The 25,700-nt window shown below is 51.2% G+C and carries 20 protein-coding genes and 2 tRNA genes; 13 read left to right on the top strand and 9 right to left on the bottom strand.

Annotated elements, in window-relative coordinates; all coding sequences use genetic code 11:
• Positions 1-21: 21 nt before the first annotated feature.
• The 3 genes from SD425_RS02680 (at position 22) to ppk1 (ending at position 4,153) form a co-directional block, all read left to right on the top strand.
• Positions 22-1,308: a M43 family zinc metalloprotease gene (locus SD425_RS02680; RefSeq protein WP_324675125.1), complete on the top strand. Its 1,287-nt coding sequence runs from the start codon at positions 22-24 to the stop codon at positions 1,306-1,308.
• Between the two features lie 160 nt (positions 1,309-1,468).
• The gene (locus SD425_RS02675) at positions 1,469-1,960 is read left to right on the top strand and encodes a histidine phosphatase family protein (protein ID WP_324675124.1); all 492 of its coding nucleotides are present in this window, start codon (positions 1,469-1,471) and stop codon (positions 1,958-1,960) included.
• A gap of 93 nt (positions 1,961-2,053) precedes the next feature.
• Entirely contained in the window at positions 2,054-4,153 is a 2,100-nt protein-coding gene (gene ppk1 / locus SD425_RS02670; RefSeq protein WP_324675123.1) for a polyphosphate kinase 1, read from the top strand.
• An 81-nt stretch (positions 4,154-4,234) separates the two neighbouring features.
• On the opposite strand, the gene SD425_RS02665 is transcribed toward ppk1, so the two are convergent.
• The 3 genes from SD425_RS02665 to SD425_RS02655 form a co-directional block, all read right to left on the bottom strand.
• The gene (locus SD425_RS02665; RefSeq protein ID WP_324675122.1) at positions 4,235-5,380 is read right to left on the bottom strand and encodes a DUF6268 family outer membrane beta-barrel protein; all 1,146 of its coding nucleotides are present in this window, start codon (positions 5,378-5,380) and stop codon (positions 4,235-4,237) included.
• 216 nt (positions 5,381-5,596) lie between these two features.
• Entirely contained in the window at positions 5,597-7,273 is a 1,677-nt protein-coding gene (locus tag SD425_RS02660; RefSeq protein ID WP_324675121.1) for a T9SS type A sorting domain-containing protein, read from the bottom strand.
• A 134-nt stretch (positions 7,274-7,407) separates the two neighbouring features.
• Positions 7,408-11,313, bottom strand: a complete 3,906-nt coding sequence (locus tag SD425_RS02655; RefSeq protein WP_324675120.1) for a metallophosphoesterase — start codon at positions 11,311-11,313, stop codon at positions 7,408-7,410.
• Positions 11,314-11,568: 255 nt separating this feature from the next.
• Here SD425_RS02655 and SD425_RS02650 point away from each other — a divergent pair, with 255 nt between their 5' ends.
• Positions 11,569-12,807 (top strand): Pycsar system effector family protein, encoded by a 1,239-nt coding sequence (locus tag SD425_RS02650; RefSeq protein ID WP_324675117.1) that lies wholly within the window; start codon positions 11,569-11,571, stop codon positions 12,805-12,807.
• A gap of 179 nt (positions 12,808-12,986) precedes the next feature.
• Here the strand turns inward: SD425_RS02650 and SD425_RS02645 are convergent, their stop codons facing one another.
• A complete protein-coding gene (locus SD425_RS02645) occupies positions 12,987-14,138 on the bottom strand; it encodes a DUF2652 domain-containing protein (protein ID WP_324675115.1) in 1,152 nt (383 codons plus the stop codon).
• 132 nt (positions 14,139-14,270) lie between these two features.
• Between SD425_RS02645 and SD425_RS02640 the strand changes: the two genes are divergently transcribed.
• Together SD425_RS02640 and SD425_RS02635 are read left to right on the top strand one after the other, a co-directional pair.
• A tRNA-Arg gene (locus tag SD425_RS02640) sits at positions 14,271-14,342 on the top strand.
• A 128-nt stretch (positions 14,343-14,470) separates the two neighbouring features.
• Positions 14,471-15,040: a hypothetical protein gene (locus tag SD425_RS02635; protein WP_324675113.1), complete on the top strand. Its 570-nt coding sequence runs from the start codon at positions 14,471-14,473 to the stop codon at positions 15,038-15,040.
• Positions 15,041-15,150: 110 nt separating this feature from the next.
• On the opposite strand, the gene SD425_RS02630 is transcribed toward SD425_RS02635, so the two are convergent.
• From SD425_RS02630 to SD425_RS02610, 5 genes are all read right to left on the bottom strand, one after another.
• Positions 15,151-15,224: transfer RNA gene (locus SD425_RS02630), tRNA-Ile, on the bottom strand.
• Between the two features lie 53 nt (positions 15,225-15,277).
• Positions 15,278-15,994, bottom strand: coding sequence for an Abi-alpha family protein (locus tag SD425_RS02625; protein ID WP_324675111.1), 717 nt, complete (start codon positions 15,992-15,994; stop codon positions 15,278-15,280).
• Positions 15,995-16,018: 24 nt separating this feature from the next.
• Entirely contained in the window at positions 16,019-16,669 is a 651-nt protein-coding gene (locus tag SD425_RS02620; protein WP_324675109.1) for a hypothetical protein, read from the bottom strand.
• Between the two features lie 171 nt (positions 16,670-16,840).
• Positions 16,841-17,641 (bottom strand): hypothetical protein, encoded by an 801-nt coding sequence (locus tag SD425_RS02615; RefSeq protein WP_324675107.1) that lies wholly within the window; start codon positions 17,639-17,641, stop codon positions 16,841-16,843.
• Positions 17,642-18,218: 577 nt separating this feature from the next.
• Positions 18,219-18,383, bottom strand: a complete 165-nt coding sequence (locus tag SD425_RS02610) for a hypothetical protein (RefSeq protein ID WP_324675105.1) — start codon at positions 18,381-18,383, stop codon at positions 18,219-18,221.
• Positions 18,384-18,574: 191 nt separating this feature from the next.
• Between SD425_RS02610 and SD425_RS02605 the strand changes: the two genes are divergently transcribed.
• The 7 genes from SD425_RS02605 to SD425_RS02575 all read left to right on the top strand — a co-directional run bounded on the left by SD425_RS02605 (position 18,575) and on the right by SD425_RS02575 (position 25,442).
• Positions 18,575-18,982 carry a hypothetical protein gene (locus SD425_RS02605; protein ID WP_324675104.1) on the top strand — a complete coding sequence of 136 codons (408 nt, stop codon included), beginning with the start codon at positions 18,575-18,577 and terminating at the stop codon, positions 18,980-18,982.
• 13 nt (positions 18,983-18,995) lie between these two features.
• A complete protein-coding gene (locus SD425_RS02600) occupies positions 18,996-19,289 on the top strand; it encodes a hypothetical protein (protein WP_324675103.1) in 294 nt (97 codons plus the stop codon).
• On the top strand, positions 19,283-20,572 hold the full coding sequence (locus SD425_RS02595) for a site-specific integrase (RefSeq protein ID WP_324675102.1): 1,290 nt from the start codon (positions 19,283-19,285) through the stop codon (positions 20,570-20,572). Before SD425_RS02600 ends, SD425_RS02595 begins: the two co-directional genes overlap by 7 nt.
• A gap of 506 nt (positions 20,573-21,078) precedes the next feature.
• A complete protein-coding gene (locus tag SD425_RS02590; RefSeq protein WP_324675101.1) occupies positions 21,079-22,059 on the top strand; it encodes a hypothetical protein in 981 nt (326 codons plus the stop codon).
• Between the two features lie 123 nt (positions 22,060-22,182).
• Complete coding sequence (locus SD425_RS02585; protein ID WP_324675099.1) at positions 22,183-22,494, top strand: helix-turn-helix domain-containing protein; 312 nt, start codon at positions 22,183-22,185, stop codon at positions 22,492-22,494.
• Positions 22,487-22,870 carry a hypothetical protein gene (locus SD425_RS02580; RefSeq protein ID WP_324675097.1) on the top strand — a complete coding sequence of 128 codons (384 nt, stop codon included), beginning with the start codon at positions 22,487-22,489 and terminating at the stop codon, positions 22,868-22,870. The genes SD425_RS02585 and SD425_RS02580 overlap by 8 nt, the downstream gene beginning before the upstream one ends.
• Before the next feature lie 97 nt (positions 22,871-22,967).
• Positions 22,968-25,442, top strand: coding sequence for a BT4734/BF3469 family protein (locus SD425_RS02575; RefSeq protein ID WP_324675095.1), 2,475 nt, complete (start codon positions 22,968-22,970; stop codon positions 25,440-25,442).
• The last annotated feature ends 258 nt before the right edge of the window (positions 25,443-25,700 follow it).

Below are 25,700 nucleotides of genomic sequence, written 5' to 3'. Positions count from 1 at the left end.
AAACCAACTTTTCTCTCTTCTATGAAGAAAACGTTCTACGCACTTGCTTTGGCTGCGTGCGGCCTCGGCTCTCTACCTTCGGCATTTGCCCAAAACCGGCTTGCACCTGGCAAGCTCGTACTGCCTCGGCGCGAATGCGCCACCATGGATGTCTTAACAGCTCAGCTCAAAGAAGACCCAGGCCTAGCTCAGCGCTTGGAGGCTATCGAGAGTCACACCCGCTCTTTTCAGCGCATGCGCACGAGCGGCAAGCCAACTCCTGGCACCACTACTACAGTTACCATTCCGGTGGTCGTGCACGTGGTGTACAACACTACCGACCAGAACATTTCTGATGCCCAAGTGCAGTCGCAGATAGATGTGTTGAACGAGGACTTCAACAAGCTAAATAAGGATGTCAGCAAGGTGCCTTCTCTGTTTTCGGGGGTAGCGGCTAATACCGGCGTGAAGTTCGTGTTAGCGCAGCGCGACCCCAATGGGAAGACTACCAACGGCATTGTACGCACCCAAACTAAAGTGTCGTCGTGGAGCACCAACGATGCGGTAAAAAGCGCGAAGCGCGGCGGCGATGATGCTTGGGACGCGACCAAGTACCTGAACATCTGGGCCTGCAACCTAGGCCAGAACCTACTCGGCTACGCGCAGTTTCCGGGTGGCAAAGCCAGCACCGATGGCGTCGTGATTCTGTATTCAGCCTTTGGCAGCCGCGTTAAAAACCCTGATGGCACCTATACCAGCACCTACGACCTAGGCCGCACGACCACGCACGAAGTGGGCCACTGGCTAAACCTGCGTCACATTTGGGGTGATGCTAGCTGCGGCAACGACTACGTAGACGATACGCCCACGCAGCAAACTGCCAACTACGGCTGCCCTAGCTTTCCGCACGTGACCTGCTCCAACCAAGGCGACATGTCGATGAACTACATGGACTACACCGACGACGCGTGCATGTACATGTTTAGCACCGGGCAGTCGGCGCGTATGAATGCGCTGTTTGCCGCCGGTGGCGCGCGGGCTTCACTACTTACCTCACCCGGTGTGACGGCGCCGCTTACGGGCAGTCTGATTGCTAAGTCGCAGGTAACGCTCTACCCGAACCCGGCTACGGATGTGCTCAACGTCGCTTTGCCGGAAAGCAGCCTAGCCGGCTGGAGCGTGAAGGTATTTGACGCCCGCGGTTACGAGATGAAGCAAGCGCAATTCAGCGAAGGACAGTTGCAAATCAACCAGTTGCCGCGCGGCTTGTACCAACTTACGCTGACTAAAGGCAACCAGGCCGTGAACCAGCGCTTTCAAAAAGATTAGCAACGTAGCGGGCTTACACCCTACTTTTTTTCTGAGACCTGCCTTCCGGGGCAGGTCTTTTTTGTTGCTGGCTTAATCTTCGCAACTGTTCAGTACACATAACTATTTGCTAGGGTCGCCAGTAAAAAAGCGTACCCTATTTCCCCTACTCTCTTCTTACATGAAAACGTTGTATCTGATGCGGCACGCCAAGTCGAGCTGGGACTTTGACGACCTCACCGACAAGGAGCGCCCCCTCAACGACCGGGGCCGTGACGACGCCCCTCTAATGGGCCAAGCCCTAGCCAAGCGCAACATTCAGCTTGATCTGCTGATTAGCTCGCCAGCGGTACGAGCGATGAGCACAGCGGCGCTCGTAGCCCACGAGGTCAATTACCCGCCAAATCGCATTGATGTGGTGGAGCGTCTCTACCGGGCCGAAGTGCCGGACATGCTTGATATCGTCCGCGGCCTGCCCGATCCAGCCAACTCGGTGCTCTTGGTGGGCCACAACAACACCCTCACCGACTTCGCGAACTTACTTTCTCCTAGCCAGCTCAACGAACTTCCCACAGCTGCTATCGTTTGCCTCAAGTTTAGCTGCGATCATTGGACCGAAGTGGACCGCTCCAACGCCGAGTTCTATTTCTACGACTATCCCAAGAATCAGTAACTGCGTGACTGAGTAGCTGAGTCACTGCGTGATTGTTCTCGTACCTTACCCAGCTATTTCCCTTCAGTCACATCAACCCTCAACATTGCGCTAGTGGAATCAACCAAGAAACCCCACCCTACCCTACTGAACCGCGAGCTAAGCTGGCTAACGTTCAACGAGCGGGTGTTGCAGGAAGCTCAGAACCCCGAAGTACCCTTGCTAGAACGCATCAAGTTTATGGCTATCTTCTCGTCTAACCTTGATGAATACTTCAAGGTGCGGGTAGCTACGCTGCGCCGCTTGGAGAAGTTGAAGAAGAAAACGCGCGCCAAGCTAGGCGACGACCCCACTCAACAGCTCCACGACCTGCTGCAAGAAGTTGGGCGGCAACAGCAGGAGTTTGGCGAGACGTTTCGCAACCAGATCATGCCCGAGTTGCGCCGCCAGCACATCCACCTGGTTTCGGAGCACGACCTGACGGACGAGCAGAAGACTTGGGTGCACGAGTACTTCCAGCGCAACGTGCAAGACCTGCTTTCGCCTATCATCCTGGATGACAACCTGCACCATCTCTTTCTCAAAGACCAGAGTGTGTACCTGACACTGCTGCTAAGCGAGCCGGTGAAGCAGAAAAAGCACGAGGATGAGGAACGCGTTATTGTGCTGGAGCTGCCCACCAAACGCCACGGCGGCCGTTTTGTGCAGCTGCCCGACGAGGGGGAGGAGCATTACGTCATGTTTCTCGACGATGTAGTACGGTGCTGCGTGCGTACCCTGTTTCCGAGCTACCGGCGGGTGCAGGTGAATGCCATCAAACTGTCTCGCGACGCGGAGCTAGATATCCAGGAGGAAGTGTCGGGCAACCTGATGGCCAAGATCAAGAGCAGCTTGCAAAAGCGCGAAACCGGCTACCCAGCCCGTCTGCTTTACGACCCTGCCATGCCCAAGCAGGTGCTTAAAGCCATGATGCAGAAGACGGGCATCGGCAAGGAAGAACTGGTAGAGGGCAGCCGCTACCACAACTTCCGCGACTTTTTCGGTTTCCCTGGGCTAGGTCAGCCCGAGTTGAAGTATCCGGATTTTCCGCCGCTGCCGCACCCTACCCTACCCCGCACAGCCGGTAAGATGCTGGACGCCATTGCTGAGCGCGACCACCTACTGAACTTGCCCTACCAGTCGTTCGACTACGTGACGCGTTTTCTGAACGAAGCCGCCACCGATCCGTTCGTGACCAGCATCAGCGTGACGCTCTACCGCGTGGCGCAAAAGAGCGAGGTAGCCAAGGCGCTGCTCAAAGCCACCAAAAACGGCAAGCAGGTGACGGTGGTAGTAGAACTGAAAGCACGCTTCGATGAGGAGTCGAACATTCATTGGGCCGAGAAGCTGCAAAAAGCCGGCGCCAACGTCATCTTCGGTATTCCGGAGCTGAAAGTGCATAGCAAGCTAGCCCTCGTGAGCCGAACTGAAGAAGGCCAAAACCGCCTGTATGCGTACCTGAGCACTGGCAACTTCAACGAGGTAACCAGCCAGATATACGCCGACCACGGCCTGTTCACCACCAACCCGCACCTGACGAAGGAAGTGGGCCAAGTGTTCGGCTATTTCCTCGACCGGCAGCCCCGTTCCTTCGAGTATCTGCTGGTAGCGCCCTTCGAGCTGCGCGATAAGCTGAACGCGCTGATCGACCGCGAGATCAAGCTAGCTAAGGCCGGCAAAGAAGCGTACATCATTCTGAAGCTGAATGCCTTGCAGGATGAGCGCATGATTCTGAAGCTTTACGAAGCTAGCCAAGCAGGTGTCCGTATTGAGCTGTTGATCCGGGGCATCTCCTGCCTGATTCCCGGTGAGCCAGGCCAAAGCGAAAACATCCAGCAGCGTGGTATGGTCGACCGCTACCTAGAGCACGCACGGGTCTACGTGTTTGGCAACAACGGTGAGGAAAAAGTGTACGTTTCCTCCGCCGACTGGATGGCCCGCAACCTCGACCGCCGCGTGGAAGTTGCCTTCCCCATTCTCGATCCAGTTGTTAAAGCGGAAGTACGCCACTTGCTTGATCTTCAGCGCCAAGACAATGTAAAGTCGCGCGATTGGCACAACCACTTCCTCGGCCAAGAAGACCCAACCGCGCCCAAAATACGGGCCCAGTTTGCGACCTATGAGTATCTAAAAAGCTTGGGCAAGAAGAAAAAGCCGACTGCGGTCAAGCACTAACTTCTTTTGCGACTCTTCACAAAAGCTAGCCCCGCCTCTCAGTTGAAAGGCGGGGCTAGCTTTTACTTAGTATCCTTAGCGCTACTTACCTGCCGTCTTTTTCAGGAATTTGCGCGGCGGCACCAGAAACAGTTCAATGCTTGCATAAGGTGCCCCACCTAGGGTGTTATCGACGATGCGCGGACGGGTACCTTTGCGGAATAAGCTAAAGCCAGAGTTGCCTGCATCATCGAAGGCATTAAAGGAGGCGTTGTAGCGGTAGCCGGCTTCGAGACCAAACCAGACGAAGTCGTATATCTCACGCTCCAGACGCAAACGGGGCTTGAACTCTGTTTCACGCAAAATCAGCGTTTGCATACCATTTGGTAGCGGCTCGCGCAGCTTGACGTTGTAGTTCAGGCCATCGACGGTGTAACCCCCGAAAAGCAACGTTTTATCCGACACATTGTAGCGGAAGCTTACGCGGGCTGGAAACAACGCTTCTACTCCCCAGTGCTCGTTGAAGGTGCGGTTGTAAAGAACAACGGGGTAAATGCTCTGCCGCCCAAAGGTATAGCTGAGTTGCAGACCTACGCCCCACGCAAAGTACTTGGTGCGCTTCCAGCCGTAAATAAACTCCCCCGACATCTTCAGATAGTCATTCACGTCTAGCTCGCTGGCTGTATAGTCGCCATTTAGCTCCCCTTTTACGCGGGCAATGTACCAGTGCACATCATCTATCGGCCGAATCACGGCCAGCTGGGCACCTAGCACTTTGAGACCTTTGTCCTCTAGGTTACGGTACAAAACCGAATTGTCGGGTCTGTTAAACTGAAACTCCTCCCGGTCGTAGTTAAAGCCCAGAATAACCTTCAGGTGCGGCCGGTTCCAGGCCGGAATGTAGCCTTTGATGAAAGCCCGGCTGTTCTTCGTAACGGTGGAATTGTTGGTAATAGGCTTGCCGTCGCTGTTATTTAGCTTCGACTTAATGGAGAAGTCTGTCAGGCGCTCCAGGTGAGCCACGACTCCTTTGCTAGGTCCTTGCCCAACCACGGAGGGCGTGGCAAACTCCTGCGAATTTCCAACCTGGTTGGCAGAGGCCGTATCGCCAGGCAGTGGGGCTGGCAGCGGAAATACGGGCGTGCGCGGAGGCGTTTCCTGCGCTTGTGCAGCTAGGCCACTCAGCAATAGCAAACCGGTAAAGCTAGCACGCAAGGTACCGCGCCAAAGAGTAAAAAAGGTTGGCATAACAGACGAAAGGGCAGGTCTGATAAAAGCAAAAAAGACGTTAGGCTTTCGCCTTAACGTCTTTTGATGAAAAAAGGATGAAAGGATGAACTGTTAAGTTTAGGTTGTATCAGGAATTACTGGTTATCAACTCTTTTACTCATCCCCAAATGTGTTTTTGCCGTCATTGTACAAAAGCATATCCCTATGAAAAGCCTTGGCAACAGCTTCAACTCTTTAATGAATGACTAGTCTGCTTCTATAGGTTTGCCCTTGCTGATCGGTTGCTTGTAGCGAGTACAAGCCAGGCTTTAATCCTATTACCGATACCTTCCCTTCAGCGGTGAGCACACTCGTACGAGCTAGCCGGCCGAGCGCATCTACCAGGCTCACTTGGCTACCGCTTGGAAGACCTAGGAGTTGCACTTGATCAGTAGCCGGGTTTGGGTAGATACTTATGGTTGTGGAACGAGCGGCTTGCGTTGCCAACACGCTCGTGCCTAGGCGAGCAATGAAGGTTTCGGAGCTTGGCGCGGTCGGGCTCAGAGTGGCTGTGCTTAGCGTTTGATTGCCAAACGAGCAGGTACTGCTGAAGCGTCCTATCATATACACTGTTCCCCCAGTTACACTTATATCTTGACCCCAGTCAGAGTCGACACTACCCGCTGATTGCGCCCAACGCAAGTCGCCCTGAGGCGAATAAGAAGCTACCGCAATGTCGGTTTTGCCAGCACTAATAAGCTTCACAGAACCAAATGAAGCTGCGCCAGTAATGGACCCAACTACATAGGGATTCCCGGCTTCGTCCAGGCACACTCTGCTCCAACCACCTGTGCTAGTTCCTTCGTCTGCTCGCACCCACTGTATTGCTCCCTGTGGAGAATACTTAGCGAGGAAATTACCCGCTCCAAATGGCACAATGGCATCGAAAGTAGCGGCGCCATCAACAAACCCAGCTACGTAAACATTGCCAGCGGCATCCGGAGTAGCTTTGCCCGGAACAGCTACTTTTTGTCCTCTAAACTGTCGTGCCCACTCGAATCTTCCCTGTGGACTGTAGCAGGCAACCAGTCCGTCGCGGGTTCCGCGGGGCCGCAGTGTGGTAGTTGAGCTGAAGGTGACCGGCAGACTGAAACTAGTAGTTAAATAAGCTCGACCATCAGCGCCAATTGCAAGCCCTGTTTCTACGTAAGTACCTGGCCCGCTAGCAGGTGGCGTGTAGTAAAAAGTAGGTACCAAGGATTGCACAGCACCCGTCTCAGCGGATAGACGGGCCAAGAAGGTAGTGTTCGTACCTGGAGAAGAAATACTCTGGCCACCAATTGTGGTATTTGAGTAGAAGAATCCGCTGAAGTACACGTTACCGGCCGCATCAAAGCCAACGCCGTGTCCAACGGAACGAGGCGTCGCTTGCTGTGCCCACTCAGCAACGCCTTCGGGCGAGTAGCGCACAATGAAGGCCCGATCATCAGTGCCGCCGGCAAGCTTCACGCCATTGCCTAGGTCTATTTCTTTGTTCGAGGAAAAGCCTACCACATACACGTGACCACTGGCATCGACCGCCACTTTCTTCGATTCTATCCAACCTGCTCCGTTAAGTTGGCGTAGCCAAGCTAATCTCCCGTCGGCAGTGTATTTCGCTATAAAGATGGAGTTGGCCGAACCAACAGGAGCGGTGAGCGTCATTCCCCCCACAACAGTTGCATTGGTTCCGCTGAAGTTACCAACTTCATAGAAGTTACCGGCGCCATCGACGGCAGAGCTGCCGGCTTTAACCACCCCAAAACTCCACGGGCTACCCATGGTTTGTGCGCTTTGCCAAGTAGGCGCCGTCTGGGCCAACCCTTTAAAACCTAGACCGAACGCAACCAACAAGCCCGTAATGAATCGAATTAAACGAGTAATAGTAAGCATAAGAAAGTAGTTTGATACACCGGATAAATTGCATGCTAAAGCTACGCCCCACAGCGCATTAACACAACGACCAGACAAGTAGCTTGTCTGGTCGTTGTGTTAATGCGCTGTGTTCAGCTGTTGCCTTGGATGACTTAGAACAAGAAGTCGAACCCAAGGAATATTAGGCGCTCCTCGCCCACCGAGTAGGTCACATTGACAACCGCTTGCTTGAGGATGTCCACCCACACGCCGCCGCCAAAGGCTGAGTGCAGCGCATCGAAGCCCGTTTTCACGTCGTAGGGGCTGTACACGCGGGCAGCATCGGCCAGACCTAGGATACCAAACTTACCGGGCAGCAAATAGGCGTTGAAGGTGAAGAGTTGCACGCGCACTTCGCCGTTGGCGTAGAACGAGCTGCGGCCAGCGTAGCGCGTGCGACGGTAGCCGCGTAGGTTGGTGGTACCGCCTAAGGTGTTGGCCTGGTAGAAGCGGTAGTCGCCGAGGTTGCGGGCCACGCCCAAGCGCCCGGCCCAGGTGAGCTGGAAGGGGAAGTTGGGGCTCACGTAGAAGCGCACCTCCGACGCCAAACGGCCGTAGCGCAGCTTCTCGCCGTTGAGCTGGTAGTTGTACTCGGCGCTGTTGTACCACCGGATACCAATACGCGGGTTTTTGGGCGAGCTGCTGGCATCGAGATTCAAGTACACTTTACCTCCTAGGTAACGGTTCAGACCAAAGTCGGAATCACGAATACCCACGGCGGCGCCTGTGCGGTTGTCGTTGCCGGTACCAAGCCCTTCGGCAATCTTGCTACCTAGGTTTTCGCGGTCGACGCGGAATTGATCGTATTGCGGACCGAACCCTAGCTTCAGGAAGCTAAAAATGTCTTTCTCCAGCATCGGGGCCACGTAGAAGCGCGAGAAGCGAATCCGGTAGGTCTCGTTGATATCGCGCAGCCGCACACGACCATCAGTTTTGGGCGCTTCGTTGCGGGTGTCGTTGCCGAGACCAAAGTAGTTGTACAGCAGCTGCGGCCCGTAGAGCTGGCTACTGATGTTCAGATCAAGCTTGCCAAACACGTCGGTAAACTGACCACGATAGCGCACGTTGTAGGCGCTCTGCGAGAAGGCGTAGTTGGCCACCAACGACTGCTCCGAGGCAAACGGCTTTTTGCGGAAACCGTAACGTCGGTACGTCGCGCCGCCGCCAATGAAGATCCGGTCGTCGACGTTGTAGCCGAAGTAAGCAGCCGGACCTAGGTAGTTGAGCTGGTAGTCTTTGCGGTCGGTACGGTTAGGATAATCGTAGCGGTTCACGTCGGTGTTCGACGCTAGGCGCAGGCGCGTGGTGCGACCCGGCACAATTACGTTGCCCGAATCGGCGTCGTACACCTGGGTGTAGTTACCTAGGCCCCGCACGTGCGAACGGTCTACGATGGAGTCGCGGTCGGTGCCTGCGATGATGCGTACGTTGGTGCCCTTTTTTACGTCACCACGCACGTCGTAGACGTCGTTGCCAGCGAAGCCGTAGAGGCGAATGTCTTTAGTGACTTTGTTATCGAAGGTGCGGTCAAATAGGATCTTGGTCAGCTTACCATCCTTATTGATCTTCTGCACCGTCACGCGGGTTTTGTTGCCTTCGAGACGCTCCACCACGAATTTTTCATTTTTAGAGCTACCCTTCACCTCCGTAATCTTCGACACCATCGTGTAGTAGTCGGCGGCAAGTTGGGGCAGTAATTCGCGACGGCTCTTGAGCTTGGCGGCAATTTCGGGACCGTGTTCGTCGTAGATTTTCTTGGGCCAGCGCTGGCGCAGGGCGTTGTCGATTTCAGCGTCGGTGAGGCGCTTCTTCAAGTCCTCGGCCGTTTTCACCCAATCTTCCTTCGTGATGGAAGCTAGGAACACCCGGTCGTTGGCCAGGGCGGTGAGGTTCAACCCTTTCCAGTCAGCGTAGTCGTAACCGAAGTTCTGGAAGTTGCGGATAGCCCACTTGCGCGAAGCTAGGTACGGGAACAATCCGTCACCCTTGAAGAAGGCAATGTCGCGGTCTTCGGGTACGGCTGTGAATTTCCGGTCGCCGTCCTTGTCCTTGCGCTCCGCCCAGCGCCACTGGTCTTCGTGCCGGTCCCAGTCACCAATCCACATATCGAAGAGGCGCGAGCGGGCAAACGCCTGTTCGTCGACGCGGTTGTCGTTGTCTTCTTCTAAGCGTTCCAGCACTTTGTCGGTGCCCACCAGATTCTTGGCGTTGCCCAATGACTCCACGTTGCTCTGGTTGTCCTTGGCGTCTTCTTCCAAGAACACCGGCGTGTTCGAGAATCGCTCGTAGTACTGCTCCAGCCGTGGGTCCTGCGGAATGTAGCGCAACTCAGGGTTGGTGTGCAGAATGCCCGCGGCCGAAGCAAGGGGAGGAATCGGCAGGGCGCCATACGGATGCTGAGCCGAAATCTGGTCTTGTAAAATATCCTTTGCCGCCCCAGCGCGCAGGGCTTCAGGCAGTACCGCCGAAGGGTCCTTGTTCAGCCCGCGCAGCGTATAGTTGCGGCCTTCCTCGTTGCGTACTTTCAGCGAAGCCGTTTGCTTGCCACCCCCTACTTTGTAGGGCGAGAGGCCACCACGCTCGGTAGCTAAGTCGAGCACTGGCATTTTCACGGGCGTAGCCCACTCGGCGCGGTAGTGCTTCCCGAACAGGAACTTGTGGAACTTGCCCCGGTCAGCGTAGGCCGGGTTGGCCGCCACCGTGATGCTGCTATCCTTGAACGAGACGCTGGGCGCCTGTTGCTGTACGGCTACCTGCTCCACCAACTTGGTTTGTTTGGCGTAGAGCGGCGTCCGGAATACGCGTCGGGCCACTTCACCACTGTCTGCGGGCACCAGAAACTCCGTCCAGACCTCACCGTTGTCGTAGTAGTTTACCCGGGCAATGCCTTTCTCCTTATCCGAGAACATAGCATCAGCGCCGTTGCCGGGCTTCACGTGCTGGGTTTTGCAGCCGGCACCACTAATAATCTGATGGTAGGTGGGCGTTTTGAAGTATTGCAAGTTGTGCTCGTGCCCTGATACATATACGATGTTGGGGTAGCGCGCGAAAATATCCTCCAGTCCCTTCTTATAGGTCTGATAAAGTGGGTGAGCAATGTCTTGCGTCACGCCGCCGTATTTGCGGGCAAAGGGATAAATCGACCCAATAACCGGCAAGGGCAGGAACGCATATTTGAAGACAATAGACAGCGGGAAGATATGGTCGCCGACGGTGAAGTAGCCCCCATGGATACCGTCCGACTGAATCGGGTGGTGGGCAACGACTATGATGTTCTTATCCTTGTTGCGAGAAATAACGTCCTCTAGCTGCGTGAAGAAGTCGGTCTCGTTGGCAACGCCGCAGCCGCTGTTCGCGCCGTAAGGTTTCTCCGTGGTTTGGGTCTGCAAAAACCACTGCGAGTTCAGCATGATCAGCACGATGTCGTCCTGCACGCGCACCTCAAACGGCCCAGGGCAACCGTCGCGCGGAATCAGGAAGTCGCCGGTGTAGGCAAACTGCGCCGAATCCTTCATCATGTAGTTTTCGATGAAGGTCTGCTGGCGCACTACCTGATCGAGGCCACCGGCTAGGCCTTGGCGCCAGTCGTGGTTTCCGGGCACCATGTACTTCTCGCCAGGATAGTTGCGCAGGATGTCGAGCTGATCGGTCAGGCGGCGCTCCGACTCCTTCCGGTCAAGGGCATTCTCGGGTGGCAAGCCGTATTCGTACACGTTGTCGCCGAGGAACAAGGTGGTGCTTTTGGCACCGGCAGCCATGATTTGCTTGCGCAGGTAATTCAACGACGGTTCGCCCCCCTCTGCTTTAGGAATAGGCTTGCCTACGTCGCCGATCAGGAAAACAGTATACCGAATGTGCGTGCTATCAGGAGGAGTTTTGCTTTGCCAGTTCTCGCCGCCGTGGTGGTAGTTTGGCCGGATTGTGTGCGGGGTCTGCGTTTTCTTTTGTGCGTAAGCAGTTGGCAAGATCCAACTCGTGACGGCCAGTAAAAGACAATAGGCACGGAAAAATCTTCTCATACGGAAGGCGTGAGCGTAATGTGGGTAAGCACCAACCTAACAACGTAAACCAAGTACGAATAATTAGGGTTAGCAGAAAAGGCAGCAAACTTAGAAATTAAGCGGCCGCTTATTTGTTATAAAGCTGTGTGGGCTGCCGTACGAAAACTGGTTGCTTACAGTTTAGTATAGGCAACGAAAAACCTGAACGCAATATTCGCGTTTTACCTTGGTTCACCGCTGCTCTCCCTGGCAACGCCCTTTCTCCCCTACTGCATGGAAACTACCAAGATACTTAAGGAAGCAAAATCCGAGATTATCAACCAAGCTGGCGCGTACATCACAGCACTTTTCGAAAAGAAACTGCCGGGCCAGCTCGTGTACCATAGTCTGAAGCATACGCAAACGACAGTTCGGGAGGCGCAGGCCTTGGGCAAAGCAGCGGGCCTGAGCGATAGAGACCTAGAAGCTTTGGTATTAGCCGCCTGGTTTCACGATGCCGGCTACCTTGAAATATACGACGGACATGAGTACCGCAGCATGGAGTTGGCAGAGCAATGGCTAACGGAGCAAGGCTACCCGGCCGACCGGATTGCGCTGGTGAAGGACACGATCCGGGCCACGCACCGCAACGAGCGCCGCGACACTGAGCTGCAACAGTTGCTCGTGGATGCTGATATGAGCAACCTAGGTAGCGAAGACTTTATTGCCGGGGCCGAGCTGCTGCGCGCCGAGTGGGAAACCACTGTTGGCAAAACCTACTCGAATGTGGAGTGGGCCGAGAACCAGCTCGACTTTATGCTGACGGCTAAGTACTACACCGATGTAGCCAAGGAACGGTACCAGAAGCAGTTCAAAGACAATATCAAGGAGCAGCGCGACCTGCTCAAGAAGATCGAGAAGAAGAAGAAAAAGAAGGATAAGGAGAAAACCGAGACGTTCGCCGAGCCTAAGCGTGGTATCGAAACCATGTTTCGCACCATGTATGGCAACCACATGAAGCTGTCGGACATGGCCGATAAAAAGGCGAGTATGATGATTCAGCTGAACGCAGTGCTCATCTCGGTCATCGTGACGTACCTAGGTATTAAGATCGGGGGCAAGTCGGCGGTGCTGAGCCCAGCTTTTACCCGCAACCCTTTGCTGATGGTACCGATGGGACTTCTGCTCATCACGGCGCTTGGCTCGGTGGTGTCATCCATCCTATCGGCCCAGCCTGACGTAACGAGCTTTAAATGGCTGAAAAAGAGCCCACAAGTAGCCAACAACCGCCGCGTGAATCTGCTGTTCTTCGGCAACTTCACTAAGCTCAGCCTCGACGATTTCCAGGGCGGCATGACGGAGCTAATGCGCCAGAAAGAGTCGCTTTACATCAACATGGTAACCGACATCTACTACCTCGGCGAAGTACTGTCCAAGAAATACCGCTTGCTGCGCATCAGCTACACCATCTTCATGGTCGGCCTAATCCTGACGGCCTTATCGTTCGGCATTGTGCTGCTGTATAAGGTGTAAGGCAGTTTGTAGAAATTAAGTACCTACAAAACGGCTGTCATCCTGAGCTTGCGAAGGACCTTATCACGCCAGAACGACCCATGTAACAGTGGCTTGTTCAAAGGTGATAAGGTCCTTCGCAAGCTCAGGATGACAGCCGTTTTTGTTTTATTAGCTTAGTGATTTACTCCACTGCTCTGTTACCTGTTACTCTTTATCGCTGCCAAGCGCTTGATTGATTCGCCCAAAAAGCGATGCATGCGTTGCAATTGGCCAAAGCGAATCAGGGAGCTAGAACTGGCAATGTGGCCGTAGCGAAACTCCAGGGTAAGCAGCGCAGTACCTTCCGTGACGGGCTCGATGAAGAAGAATAACAGGGAGTTAGGAAAAACTCGGAAGTGCGAGATTTTCTCCACGTACTCAATCCGATCTTCATCCTCAAAGTACTGCACGGCTTGAAAGTCGATTTGGCCGTTGTTGATATCCACTTTGTAGGAGGTACCCAAGCGTCCCGCTTTGGTCACGTCGTAATGCACCTTAGTGACACCTGCCATCCACCGCGGGCGCAGCCGGAAGTTGCTGACGATGCGTAGCACGTCGCGCGCCGGCAGCGGCAGCAAACGTCGCACTTTGAGCGCGTTGTTCTGGGTGCCGCTAGGCCGGCCGGGGGCCATCTGCTCGTCGAGCAGAAGCCGGAGGGGCGTCAGATGCGCATACTGGTAGCATATCTGACCTAGGTAGTCGTAGGTGCAAGTGCCACGCAGCAGGCGCGTCCAGGAGAAGCTCCGGGCGATGTCGGCGGGCTTTTGCGTTTCGAGGTAGTCGTCCGACAGCAGCAGGTATTCGCTGCCGGTTACGTTGTTCTTTAGCAGGCGGTGCACCACAATCAGATCACGCCCCATCAGCTTAGTGAAGTTGCGAATCTGGGCCACATTCACATGACCGTAGTGCACGATAATCTTGAGGGTGAGATCGTTGTTGCGCAGCGCAGCACCTAGGGTGGAGCCCGTGTCGCGCTCCACTAACCGGACGTAGTTCTGAAAATCGAGGAAGATGCGCCGGCACTGGGCCACGAGGTCCTGAATGGAAGGCGGCGGCCCAAGGCGGTAGAACAAAATGGCGTCGCCCTGAATTTCGCTCACCGACATACCTAAGGTATTGGCCTCGATCAAAATTTCGAGCAAGTCGGCCACCAGCCACTGGGCTAGGTCGTCGCCGGTTTCCTGAATAAAACGGGTGAACCCACTAATATCCGGAATGAAAAGCAGCGCCGGCTGGGCACCACTACGTCCCGTAGCAACACGGCCGCCGGCAGCGCGACGGGCAGCATGCAAATCGTCCAGTAAGCCCATGCGGATAAAAACGGTAACTGAACAGAGAGAAAGTTGCTGCGCGAAATTACTTGCCTTTACGCAGTGTCTGGCTTCGCAGTTTGGCAGTGGCGTTGCTTTCCCGTTACCTTTGCCCCTAGCTAACTTCCGAAAGGCCCCGTAGTTCAACGGATAGAATAAGGGTTTCCTAAACTTTAGATGTGAGTTCGATTCTCGCCGGGGCCACATGAAACCGTGTTTACAGCCCGTAGACGCGGTTTTACTTTTTCAGGGGTACGTTTAGGGGTACAAGACGGCTAATCACATGTTATTGCGCAGAGCGTATCGGAATGGTTGACCTACGAAATAGGGCTGTGGATTTCCTTGTTAAACACTTCTACTACCTACTGCTCATCTTGCTGACGGGAATACTGTCTCAATTCATCGTTAAGACAAGTGATAGCACGCCTGCTGCCTTGGCACAGCTCGGCTTCTTGTTTGCTGTCTTTCAGTTCCTCTTTGTACAATTGAACAACAGACAGAAGAAGTACTTTGATCTACGTTATGCGTTCTTCAAAGATGTAGTGAAGCAGCTACACGCCATCAGTGATATTATCCAGCAAGCGATGCTACTGGACGTAGCACCCGCTGAAACTATGAATAAGTTGATGTCTGCAGCTAATGAACTGAGCGCGGCAATTAATGCGAATGAGAAGCTTCTGTTTCCTGGCCTCCTTTCGACTCCTAGTGCTCGAACGATTAACGAGCAGATCACAGCGCTGCTGAATAGAACATCAGCTTACCACGTGTCCGTATCGAATGATGAGTCAGAAGCTCACGCAGTAATCGAATCAACGAATTGGCACAATGAGACTCGAATCATCCTGAAGCAGTTTAACAAAGACAAATATACCTTCTTCAACACCATTCGGGGGTATCTTTGAAAAGCCCCAGCGTTGGCCAAGGCTTTTGTCTTTTTAGTACTTGGTCGACAGATGGAACAAGATGGAGGGTATCATAAAAAAGCCCTGATCAATGATCAAGGCTTTCTTTGCCGAGGTAACGAGATTCGAACTCGCGACCAAAGGATTATAAGTTCCCTGCTCTAGCCAGCTGAGCTACACCCCGTTTCGCATACACACGATATATTGCTTGGTTAGGTTGACAAAGCATTTGAGTTTTTATTCCCTTACAGCGTTAGGAGGCGTACAGGCCATCATAAAGTCAAAGCCTAGAGCTGAAAAGTAAGCTTTTTTGATTACAGGTCTTGGATCAAGACTATTGCCAATTGCTGACTGCTTCTTAGGTATTTCTTCCCGTGCCGCAATTAGAAGGCGATGACGGAGTAGATTATCTACCAAGGATTCAAATGAACTCCGCTCTATTCCTGTATCGCCTCGTTCATGCCGTAATCTTTCCAAGTCAAGCGAAACACCAATCGTCCGGGATTTACGAAATAAATATATTCCACTAGGGTTCTGCTGGTGCTCGTAGTTAGGCTCAAAGATTTGTAAGGTTCGAGCTATAGTCTTACTGTTAAACAACTCATCTAGTAACTTAACCTCCTTTGCTGTCAACTGCCTGAGTATATCCGCATACACAGGTTGAACATCTACCTGCGTATCTGGGTCAGCAGCATTTGCAAGTAATGCAGCCCACTTATCAGCTAAGCCAGGATCTGGTTCGTGTGCGGCTGCTTGAACTAAAGGCACGAGTATCTTTGGCTCGACAGGTTTAGGCTCACGGCCGACCGTAGCTAAGTAAGCCGTTGCTCGTTGGCCAAGTTGCTGAATCCGTTCCCAGCCGGCCTTGCCTAATTGCTCAGCAGCTGGGCCTACAAACTTACCTAGGAAAGCGCCGCCAGTGGCCGAGAGTAAAGTGGTGAGTTCGTCTGCCATAATGAGATCAACAAATACTCCCCTTTAATTATTACTTCCTAGCCTATAAAGCAAAGATTCAACAAAAGCCAGAGCTTCTTGAGCCTGTCCTTTACTTACACCTATATGTTCACCATGAACAAAACTATTTCTCATTTCTGTCAACGCCCTTAACGTCTCAAGATCTTGCTTGTTTATAATATTATTTTTTATCGCTATATCGAACATTTTCATCAAACTCTCCCTCTTAAATATAAGATCTTTGAGTCTCAACTTTCTGAACAAGTAATTCTCTATAACTTTTAATAGCTCAATATAAGAGTGGCTATAATAACCATCTTCAGACAACTTCTTTGCCACCTCTAACGAGGTAATTTCTTTTATTTTTAATTCATTTTGTTCTTTATACTTCTTCTGTCTAATATACCTAACCAAAAAACTTCTACTTAACATAAAATTAAATAAAAATAGAAAAACAATAACAAAGTTTGATAAATTCAACAAATTGTCAATTGTCAACCAAGCAATATTGTTTATAGCATACATGATCATATAAAACACACCCATAAAAGTAGGGCATAAAGCAATAGCTAAAAATAAAACATAGCTCAAAACTTCTATATAATTAATAATTTTATAGTTTTTATACTTCGTATTGTAAAATATATAAGGAATAACATAGATATGAACTACCACTACAAACGCCAGTATAATACCAAATAAAAACTATGAAACAGTGAACGAAAATATACCATAGTTAATATTTATACTTTTTAGCTCATCTTTGAATGCACTTAATGAAATTACTATTGCAGCAAAGCCGATTATAAATTGATATCTGTCCTTAACTTGCTCCATTATGAACAACTATTTAAGCTTAGATCCTGCATTAATCTTATTAGTTAAATCAGCTAATTTCTGCTTTGCGTCGTCTATTTTCTTCTGCTTTTCGAACGCTTCCAGCTTTTCATCGAGTATAAGCTCAATACCTACCTTCACGGTTTCGAAATAAGCCAAGCAGTCTTCTTCTTTTAGTGCGTGTACCCCTACGCTTAATATTCCATACAGCGCCTTATTTTCTACCAGAAACGCCGGTAGGTGAGCTCTGAGTAGTTCAATCTTATCCGCCATCCTTGCTCTTGAATATGGCTCCTCATCCCAACCTTGGTCTGCTTTAGCTATTGTATGAGCTTCTTCTATTAAGCCTTCAAATATTCGACGCAAGTAAACAAACGAGCCTATTCCTACACCATTTGCTGCTAGCCCAATTGCTCTTGTAAATTCCTTTAATTTATCTCTTGAAAGTATTTTGTTATATTGTTTTACCTGTGAAATATGAAAATACGCAACAGATGGGTGTTGTCCGACTTTCATAAATACACGATTCTCATCATCATAAAAATAATAGAAGGTGAATTCTTGCGATGTCCGAACGCATTTAGCTATAGCAGATCCTAAGCCACCATACGAAGTAAATTCCGAAACATGAACTGAATAAGCTATAGTTATATTATATGTTGTATTTTCCCCAAGCCCAGGATTAAAGTAATCTATATTACCTCTAAAGCTTATCAGTTTATTAAAATCACTTCTATTTTCATCTGTAATTTTAATAGGTGTATAAATTGGCAATTCAAATAGAAATGCTTTAGCATCAAGATTATTCATGGTATATGTTTCGTTTAATTGTTACTAATCAAGGCTACTTCCCCTCCCTCTTCAACTCTTGTATCAGCAGCGTCCGAACTGAGCTAATAAGGATTGAAGCCTAAGCAGTAGGCACCTCAATACTTGGGCGTCTGGCCTAGTCAAGGGCCAAGGTGCATAGTAGCGTAGCTACACAAAGAGGCTATTTCTCCTTTTCACTTTTCGAAGACAAACCTGCTTCTTTGCGTAGTTGAGCTTGTATAAGAGCTTTCTCCTGAGCTAGTTCCGTCTGGTATTGCTCTAGTATCATACTTATGGCTTGAATATTTAGCTCCAGCAAGCCGATTTTCTGTGCTCGTAGAAGCAGCACTTCGTTTTCGTGGCTAGCTAATTTCTCTCCCATTTTTTCTAACGATAAGCATCATGATGCTTCTTTATTGTCGCACCTAGGTGTTGACTTTTTGCTGTCGCTGTAAGATAGAAAAAGCTCCCTTGTGAGGAGCCTATTGTTTGTATTGGAAGCTAGCTATGCTTGACCTATCAAGCTATACCTAACAACATGCTTCATCAAGCGCTAAAGAATGCACGGAAACTAGAGCTACTTCCCTTGCTTGTCTTTTTCCAGTTCCTGGATTAGCAGCATTCTTAATAGAGTGGACAGGTTGGTACCACGCTTTTTCGCAAGCGTCTTACCTGCATCTGCCAACTCGGCATCAACACGCAAGTTGATCAAGGTTTTCTTAAGAGAAGTATCCTTTTCCATGTGGCAAACATACAAAGACATAAATACAATGTAAAGACAATAGATATAATTTTCTTTACACAATATTTGTTTTGTATATCATTTGTCTTTACAATTGTAACACAAAAGAGGTCACCCCCGGCAAGGGGTGACCTCCAGTTTTAGACACCGGGCCGGCAAGCCCTAGTATCCATCTTCACAACAAAGGTACGATGAATCATCATCAGTCCCAGGTACTGACCGTCGGTATGGTCGGCCTGACCCGCTATACCGGTCCCCTAGGTCGGTTCTTAGAACAGCAGCGCGAAGAGAAAGCCGCTGCTATCCTGCGCTCGATGCGCACCAACATTACGGGAATGCTCGATGCGGAACTCTTCTCTTCCGAGGAGTGCCAGCGCTGCACGGCCAACGTGGAGCAGTGCCATTGTGTGGCCCAGCTGCAACGCTGGTTCCGCAACATGTACCGCGTGCGCACCGAGCGCCAGCTAGCGCAAGCAGTAGTTCAACGCACTCAGCGTGGGCGCACCGCCGACTATGCTGCCGGGCTTACCCACCAGACTGAAGCCGCTGAGTTCATGGAAGAAACTGGACTTTCTTACTTAGATATTCTCACTCTCTAACCTCACGCAGCTTATGAAAGTCGTTCACAACATGTCCGCTCCTACGGGAACTGACCTAGCAGATCGCGCTCAAGTCTTTTTCGAAGATGAGATTGCGCAAGGCAACATGGTTGGAATTACCATCCGCACCAACTCCACCGACACAAAAGGCAGCGAGGTAACTGTTTCGTGGGAAGTGGGCACGAAAGTCATGGTCTTAGTGCTCAACTACTGCCAAGAGCAACTGCGCATCAATGAGGAAAAGCTCGCTAGCCTAGAAAGCCGCCAAGTGTTATCGGTACAGGAAGGAGGTGCTGCACAATGCTAACCATTCCTAAAATTCACTTTTGGTTTCGTAAAAATCCGCGCAACGCCGACCGCCCCGGCTCTATCGTTTGCCGCCTTACGGTCACTAAGAAGAGCGAGGAGGAAACCACTATTCACGAAGAAAACTTTGCTACAGGCGTACTGGTGCAGCGGACGGAATGGAACACGCACACCAAGCGGGTCAATGGCCGCAAAGAGGCGGCTATGCTCGCTAATCTGCGCATCACAAAGATCGAAGATCGTTTAACCGAAATTATCTACGACTTAGAACGGCAAAAGCAGCCTATTACCTGTGCTGCCATCCTGCGCCAGTACAATGCGGGCGAGTGCCCGTTGAGCTTGATTCAGCTTCTTGCGGATTACCAAAGGGAGCGGGAAAGCCTTATTGGGGTTGAAATATCGCTTGTGACCTACAAAACCAACGGCGTGTGGCGAAAGAAAATAACCCAATACCTAGAGGCCACCAAGCAAATAGAGCTACGCCCCGATGAAGTCAAGCATACGGCGGCGGATAAAATGGTGCAGTGGCTCTTGGTTACGGATAAGTGCAATCGGAACTACGTGGCAAAAATTACGCAGTACCTAGGTCAAGTACTGGAGTGGGGTGTACGCCGGGAGTATCTAAGTCGCAATCCATTAAAGGGATATAAGTGCAAGAAGCTAACTCCGAAAGAATTGGTTTATCTGACGCCTGAGCAGATACACAAGCTCGCTACTCATTCTTTTAAGGAAGAGGGTATGCAGCGTGTGGTGGACTGTTTCTTGTTCCAGTGCTGGACAGGGTTGTCGTATTCGGATTTAGAGGCGCTTGATGTCGCGAAAGCCGCTGAAGCGCGCAATGGAAGGCGTATTCTGCATGTAACGCGCAAAAAGTCTACCCTTTTCCAAGAGTACAAATGTGTTATACCGCTATCTCAAGAAGCGGAAATGATTCTTGGTAAGTATAACGACCACTTGCCAGTTACGTCGGGGCAGCACTACAACCGCTATCTAAAGGAAGTCGCCAAGGTTATCGGTTTCAAACAGAACCTGACAACCCACATTGGGCGCAAGACGGCTGGGGTTATGTTGCTCAACAAGGGGATGCGAATGGAAACCGTGTCGAAGGTGCTAGGTCATGCTTCTGTGCGCCTGACAGAAAAACTATACGCCAAGATTCTCGACAATACGGTTGCTGATGAATTTGACGCCGTGTTTGGCAGCGCCAACGCACCTGACCCTTACTTTGAGCCAGAGCCAGAAGAACATCAAACACAGGTTATTTCATTTCGCTTCGGCGCTTAATACCATTGATATGAACTACGCTGAAAAAGAATTGCGCGAAGCCATGGCTTACTTAGATGAAGCTCGTACCACAGAAATCACTTTGAAGTCTGTGTTACGCGACTTGGAGCTAGGTAAGCCAGTAGAAGTAAGCTTCACTTGCGCAGGCGGTATAGTAACTATGTTATGCCCTGATAACTCAGGAAGAAACCTAGCACAAACGCTACTAGAGACTACTCAAACCAGACTCCAGAAGCTGGAAGAGCAGGAAGTATATTGGTGTCAAGAGGTAGCACGCGTTGATAAGCAGCAAAGGCTTAAGGCCGAACTATGTATTCGACCTGATACTACGTTGAACACACTTCTAGATGAAAGAGGCGAGCCACGGCTAAGGATTGTGACCGACACGCCTTCTTGATGCAGTAAGAGGCAAGGGGGCGAAGTAGATAGTAATTGGGAGTAATAGCCGAGTTACCTTTTGCCTCATTAACAATTTGGTATTTGGCAACAAATAAGCTGGCAAGCTGATGAGTACTGAGCACGAAGAATACGAAGATTACCAAGACGATGAAGACTATAACTCTTCGAACGAATCCAATGATGAGCCTGATTTAGATTCCCTCAATAATTATTGGATCTGGGCGCGTGAAAAGGCTATTGAGCGCGCTGAACAAGAACATCTATGGGAATATCGGGAAACAGGAAACACTGAATTTAATGCCGGTGAAAGTATTCCATTTCATCCTGACTTTCAGGCTGCTTTCTTGAGATCAGTGGGGGGCTCTCTTTCTGACCCAGATACGGTGCCGGCATTTGCCTTGTCAGATTGGTTACAAGCACGCTTCGGGCGGGAAAACGAGCGACCCACTTTTCAATACCTGATTGACCTATTGGAGGAAGAATATCCTTCTCCTAACAAACGTGTTCTTGTAGCGCTTGAATGGCTCAAGCGAAAGTATGACTCCTGCCCATCTTGGCCGCCTCGTTATGACATTGAGCGTGGCTTCATTATCCGGCGAACCAGTGCTGCCGAAGCACATCCACTACAAGGGAATGACTTACTGTCTGAACAACCTACAACACCTCCTGCCAAGATTGATGATTTAACAATTGAACCAGCACCAGCGACAGGTCCAGAAGCAGTACAGGTTTTATGTCAGCCAGGCTTCACTTGGCAAGATGCTTTGGAGCTAATGCAGTATTTAAGCATTGTCGATAACAAAGGAAATTGCTTAACGAATGAATCATTAGGCAGAGGCCAAAAAGGCAAGAGTGCTTTTACTGCAGCTTATAAAGTATTGCAAAGAAGTGGGCTATTCATACCTGTTAAGACTAATAAGATATGGGCAGAAATCTTCTACCATGCTTATGGTGCTGTTTTAGGAGACAAAGTGATTAACTACAAACCTAATATCGCTGACAATGGCAGCTACTCCTTCAGGGATTATGTTGCAGAGGCAAAAGGATGGGTTGACGCTTGGATAAGAAGCCACCCAAAAGATCAATAACTACCTTCTGTTGGTCAGTAATGAGCAGTTATGGATAGTTCCAATAAGGGCCACCCGTAACTGCTCATTAGGTTTAGTCTATTTGCTCAATGCCATCAGGCAACATCCCTGTGGTTACAGCAAATGCAATCTACAATCATTACTGCCGGTATCACGCCTGCTGAATTGTTGGAACAATTCCGGGCTGTGGTCCGATTCGAACTTCAGCAAGTAGGTATAGCTATGCCTACTAATGCAGTTGAAACGGAGGAATTGCTTACTGTTAAGCAGGCAGCAGCCCTGCTTAATGTAACAGTTCATAGCATCCACGAGTGGAAGCGCATAGGTAAATTGCCCTACTCAAAAATGGGCAGCCGCACCTATTTTAAACGCTCTGAACTGCTTAGCAGCTTACAGAGCCAGCAGCGCAGTCTGAAAGGAGGACGTCGTGGGTAACTTCTCCAAGGCACTGCAAAAGCGTCTCAGCCAAAAAGCACTAGGCCACACCGCTCCAGAATTTACCATACCTCTTCCTGAAAGTCGTACGTTCTGGGCCGCCCGTATGCTGCAGGGCGAATGGTGGCAGCTTCAGCCTGGACAGCACATCGTTATCTCGCGTAAAGGGAAGCAGGAAATGCTCGGCTTCAAGGTAGAGAAGAACAAGCTCGCCGCTCGGATACCCTTTATTGAACTGGTGGCCCTGGATGGCAGCTGGGGCACAGTGTTACTGCCCAAAGAGATCGAAGCCATCGTGCGTTTTGAGGTCCGTGAAGACGCTGACCCACTCACTGCCTTTGCCGAACTGTTAACCAAACTGGTCTCCTTGAACTAGCCGCGGGCTAGCGACGCACCTAGCTAGGTGCACCCTCTCTCCTATTCCTTCCCCTCGTTTCCGGCCTTATAGCCCTGAACGTGTCTCCGTTGCCGATATGCTCGTCTCCTATTTTCCCAAGCCTAAACAAACGAAGGCCAGCCAAGAAACGGACATTGTGGCGGTACTCCGCGATGTGCAGTTGGGCAGGTGGCGCGAGGCCGTCGAAGCCGTGCGCGCTCTGCTGGGCACCGCTACCTATGATGAAGAAAAGCTAAAGCTCCCTGCCTACACAGTCTCGGGTACCTTCACCCAGCGGCTGAGCGAAGCTCTGATCAAGCACAGCGGCTTGATATGCCTAGATGTCGACAAGAAGCATAACCCGGGCGTCGACCTCGTGGCTAAGCGCAAAAGAGTCGAAGCCGACTCGTACACGTTCGCTTGCTCGTACAGCGTCGGCGGCGAAGGCTACTCCATCATCATCCCCATTCCGGAGGAAGACCACAAAGGCAGCTTCCGAGCACTGGCGGCCTATTACCAACAAGCGCATGGACTCGTCGTTGATCCGGCCTGCAGCGACGTCTCGCGCCTACGCTACGTGAGCTATGATCCGGATCTATACTTGAACGAGTCAGCGGCTACCTTCGAAGAATCATTGCCGGAGACTAGGCCGGCGCCGCGGCTCAGCCAGTCTCGCCCTGAGTTGGGCGTCGGGGGTTATGCACCGCGCACGAATTATGGCAAGGTGATTATTGAGCGCGCCTGCCGCATGGTGTATGATAGCACGGAGGGTAGCAAGCATTATCAATTGCGGGATGCGGCTCACTTATGCGGTGGGTACATTGCCACGGGCTATGTCAATGAGGCTGACGCCTTCGATTCTTTGTATCAAGCTATTCAGACAAAGCCTGAGGTAAAGAATCTAAAAACGGCCGAAGCCACCATTCGTAGTGGCTTCAAGAAAGGAGCTCAGAAACCTCTCTTACCTGATTTCCAACAGCGTATCGTGCGCCAAAGGGCCCGTGAAGGTCAGCCGCGGGAGTTGATCGTAAATGCGTTGGGGATCTACGATGGCATTAAGCCCGAGTTGTTAGCGCCGGCCATAGATGCCGTGCTTGACACGCCGAATCCTACGTTCCTGACCTTTTGGAAGCTGGTCGAGAACGAGAAGAAGCGCGACAGCTTCAGGCTCATGATTGACCGCGTGAAGCTGCGCAAATGGTATAACCAAGAAGGCTTCTGCCGGCGCCCGGCCGGCGAAAATGTAGAATGGCTACGGGTCGTTGACAACGTGGTGTGCCGCGTCAAGCACTTTGAAGTAAAGCAGTATGCGTTTGATTACGTCGAGGGGCTACCCGCCCATTTTGATGACATTGAGCAGGAAGATCTACTCGATGTGCTACTCACGCAAATACGGGGCGTATTCGACCGTGAGGTGCTGCAAACGCTTCAGCCCTTCGTACCTAGCTTCGTGCGCGATACTCCGAATAAGGCGCACTTCTTTTTCCAGAACGGCTGGGTAGAAGTTACTGCTGAGGCTATCACCAAGCACCCCTACGCCGCGCTGCCTGGCCTCATCTGGGACACACAGAAGATCGCCCACGATATTTACCTCGTTGACCAAGGTGCGGCGCAACAGTGCGACTTTCACTCGTTCATGGTCAATGTTACAGGCAAGGATGCCCAGCGCCTAGAACAGCTACAGAAAGCCCTTGGCTATTTGCTCCATGGCTACAAGGAGGAAACTAATACCAAGTGTATCATCATCGTCGATGAAGTAGCCACCCAGGGCCGGCGCGACGGCCGCACGGGCAAGAGCTTGCTCATCAAAGCCGTGAGTAAACTGGTGAAGGTAACGCTCATTCCAGGCGAGAACTTCCGCTTCGATGACAGCTTCCGCTTTCAGCGCATTGATGACGACACCCGCATTGCTTACTTCGACGAGTGGCCCAACAAGCGACTCAGCCTAGACAAGCTCTTCACGGAGATTGCCGCCGATATGGCCGTCAACCGCAAGAACCAGCCGGAGATCTTGATCCCATTCAAGGACAGCCCCAAGTTTGCCATCACCACGAACGACGTGGTCACGGGCGAAGGCGGCAGCCGCGAAGGCCGCAAAATCGAGATTCCACTGGTACCCCACTATTCCGTCAACTACACGCCGAAGGATGAGTTCGGCACGGGCTTCTTCGATGAGGGCTGGGATGAAGATGAATGGAACCGCTTTTTCAATCTCGCCCTCGGCTGGGTGCAACTGTTCTTGCGTGGCGGCCGCAAGCTAACCCAACTGCAAAACGCAGGCCTTAGCAGCCGTAAGCTGGAGGAGGCAACCAGTCCCGAGTTCGTGGAGTGGGCGGCAGAGGTAGTCGCACATGATGCGTCCTACAGCACGGGCGACCCGATGAGCAAGCACCTATGGGCCGAGCCTATGTACGAGAACTTTCTCGCGTATAGCGGCGAGCAAAAAACGCGCTTTTCGATGCGGCGCTTTTACCAGTTCATGGCCCGGTATGGCTTCGAGCGCAAGAAGTGGATCATGCGTGATATCTATCGTGATAAGTCCTACTTCTTGAAGCCTGGAGAAATCGAATAAGGCTGGTGATTGAACTGGTGATCGAAATCTCAATCACCAATAACCAATTATAAATCAACAGTTTACAGACATAAAAGATATAAAAAACAAGCTTACTCCTCCTCTTTATACAGGTTTGTACTTTTTTTATACGCGCTAACTATTAGTAATAGTAAAATACAATCCATAGCTGGAAGAGAGGAAGTCATTATAAAAGACCAAGAATCATTCACAACATGCTGATTATCAAAAGGTAACTGGTGATTGAGATTTCGATCA

The organism is Hymenobacter sp. GOD-10R (assembly GCF_035609205.1).
GTDB lineage: Bacteria > Bacteroidota > Bacteroidia > Cytophagales > Hymenobacteraceae > Hymenobacter.
Note: the sequence above shows the minus strand (reverse complement) of the source record. Positions and strands in the feature narration are given on the sequence as shown.

What these genes read in the sequence shown, in the direction of transcription:
- SD425_RS02680 (WP_324675125.1), top strand. Translation starts at nt 22, where the DNA reads ATGAAGAAAACGTTCTACGCACTTGCTTTGGCTGCGTGCGGCCTCGGC.
- SD425_RS02675 (WP_324675124.1), top strand. Translation starts at nt 1,469, where the DNA reads ATGAAAACGTTGTATCTGATGCGGCACGCCAAGTCGAGCTGGGACTTT.
- SD425_RS02665 (WP_324675122.1), bottom strand. Translation starts at nt 5,380, where the DNA reads ATGCCAACCTTTTTTACTCTTTGGCGCGGTACCTTGCGTGCTAGCTTT.
- SD425_RS02660 (WP_324675121.1), bottom strand. Translation starts at nt 7,273, where the DNA reads ATGCTTACTATTACTCGTTTAATTCGATTCATTACGGGCTTGTTGGTT.
- SD425_RS02655 (WP_324675120.1), bottom strand. Translation starts at nt 11,313, where the DNA reads ATGAGAAGATTTTTCCGTGCCTATTGTCTTTTACTGGCCGTCACGAGT.
- SD425_RS02650 (WP_324675117.1), top strand. Translation starts at nt 11,569, where the DNA reads ATGGAAACTACCAAGATACTTAAGGAAGCAAAATCCGAGATTATCAAC.
- SD425_RS02645 (WP_324675115.1), bottom strand. Translation starts at nt 14,138, where the DNA reads ATGGGCTTACTGGACGATTTGCATGCTGCCCGTCGCGCTGCCGGCGGC.
- SD425_RS02625 (WP_324675111.1), bottom strand. Translation starts at nt 15,994, where the DNA reads ATGGCAGACGAACTCACCACTTTACTCTCGGCCACTGGCGGCGCTTTC.
- SD425_RS02615 (WP_324675107.1), bottom strand. Translation starts at nt 17,641, where the DNA reads ATGAATAATCTTGATGCTAAAGCATTTCTATTTGAATTGCCAATTTAT.
- SD425_RS02610 (WP_324675105.1), bottom strand. Translation starts at nt 18,383, where the DNA reads ATGGAAAAGGATACTTCTCTTAAGAAAACCTTGATCAACTTGCGTGTT.
- SD425_RS02605 (WP_324675104.1), top strand. Translation starts at nt 18,575, where the DNA reads ATGAATCATCATCAGTCCCAGGTACTGACCGTCGGTATGGTCGGCCTG.
- SD425_RS02600 (WP_324675103.1), top strand. Translation starts at nt 18,996, where the DNA reads ATGAAAGTCGTTCACAACATGTCCGCTCCTACGGGAACTGACCTAGCA.
- SD425_RS02595 (WP_324675102.1), top strand. Translation starts at nt 19,283, where the DNA reads ATGCTAACCATTCCTAAAATTCACTTTTGGTTTCGTAAAAATCCGCGC.
- SD425_RS02590 (WP_324675101.1), top strand. Translation starts at nt 21,079, where the DNA reads ATGAGTACTGAGCACGAAGAATACGAAGATTACCAAGACGATGAAGAC.
- SD425_RS02585 (WP_324675099.1), top strand. Translation starts at nt 22,183, where the DNA reads ATGCAATCTACAATCATTACTGCCGGTATCACGCCTGCTGAATTGTTG.
- SD425_RS02575 (WP_324675095.1), top strand. Translation starts at nt 22,968, where the DNA reads ATGCTCGTCTCCTATTTTCCCAAGCCTAAACAAACGAAGGCCAGCCAA.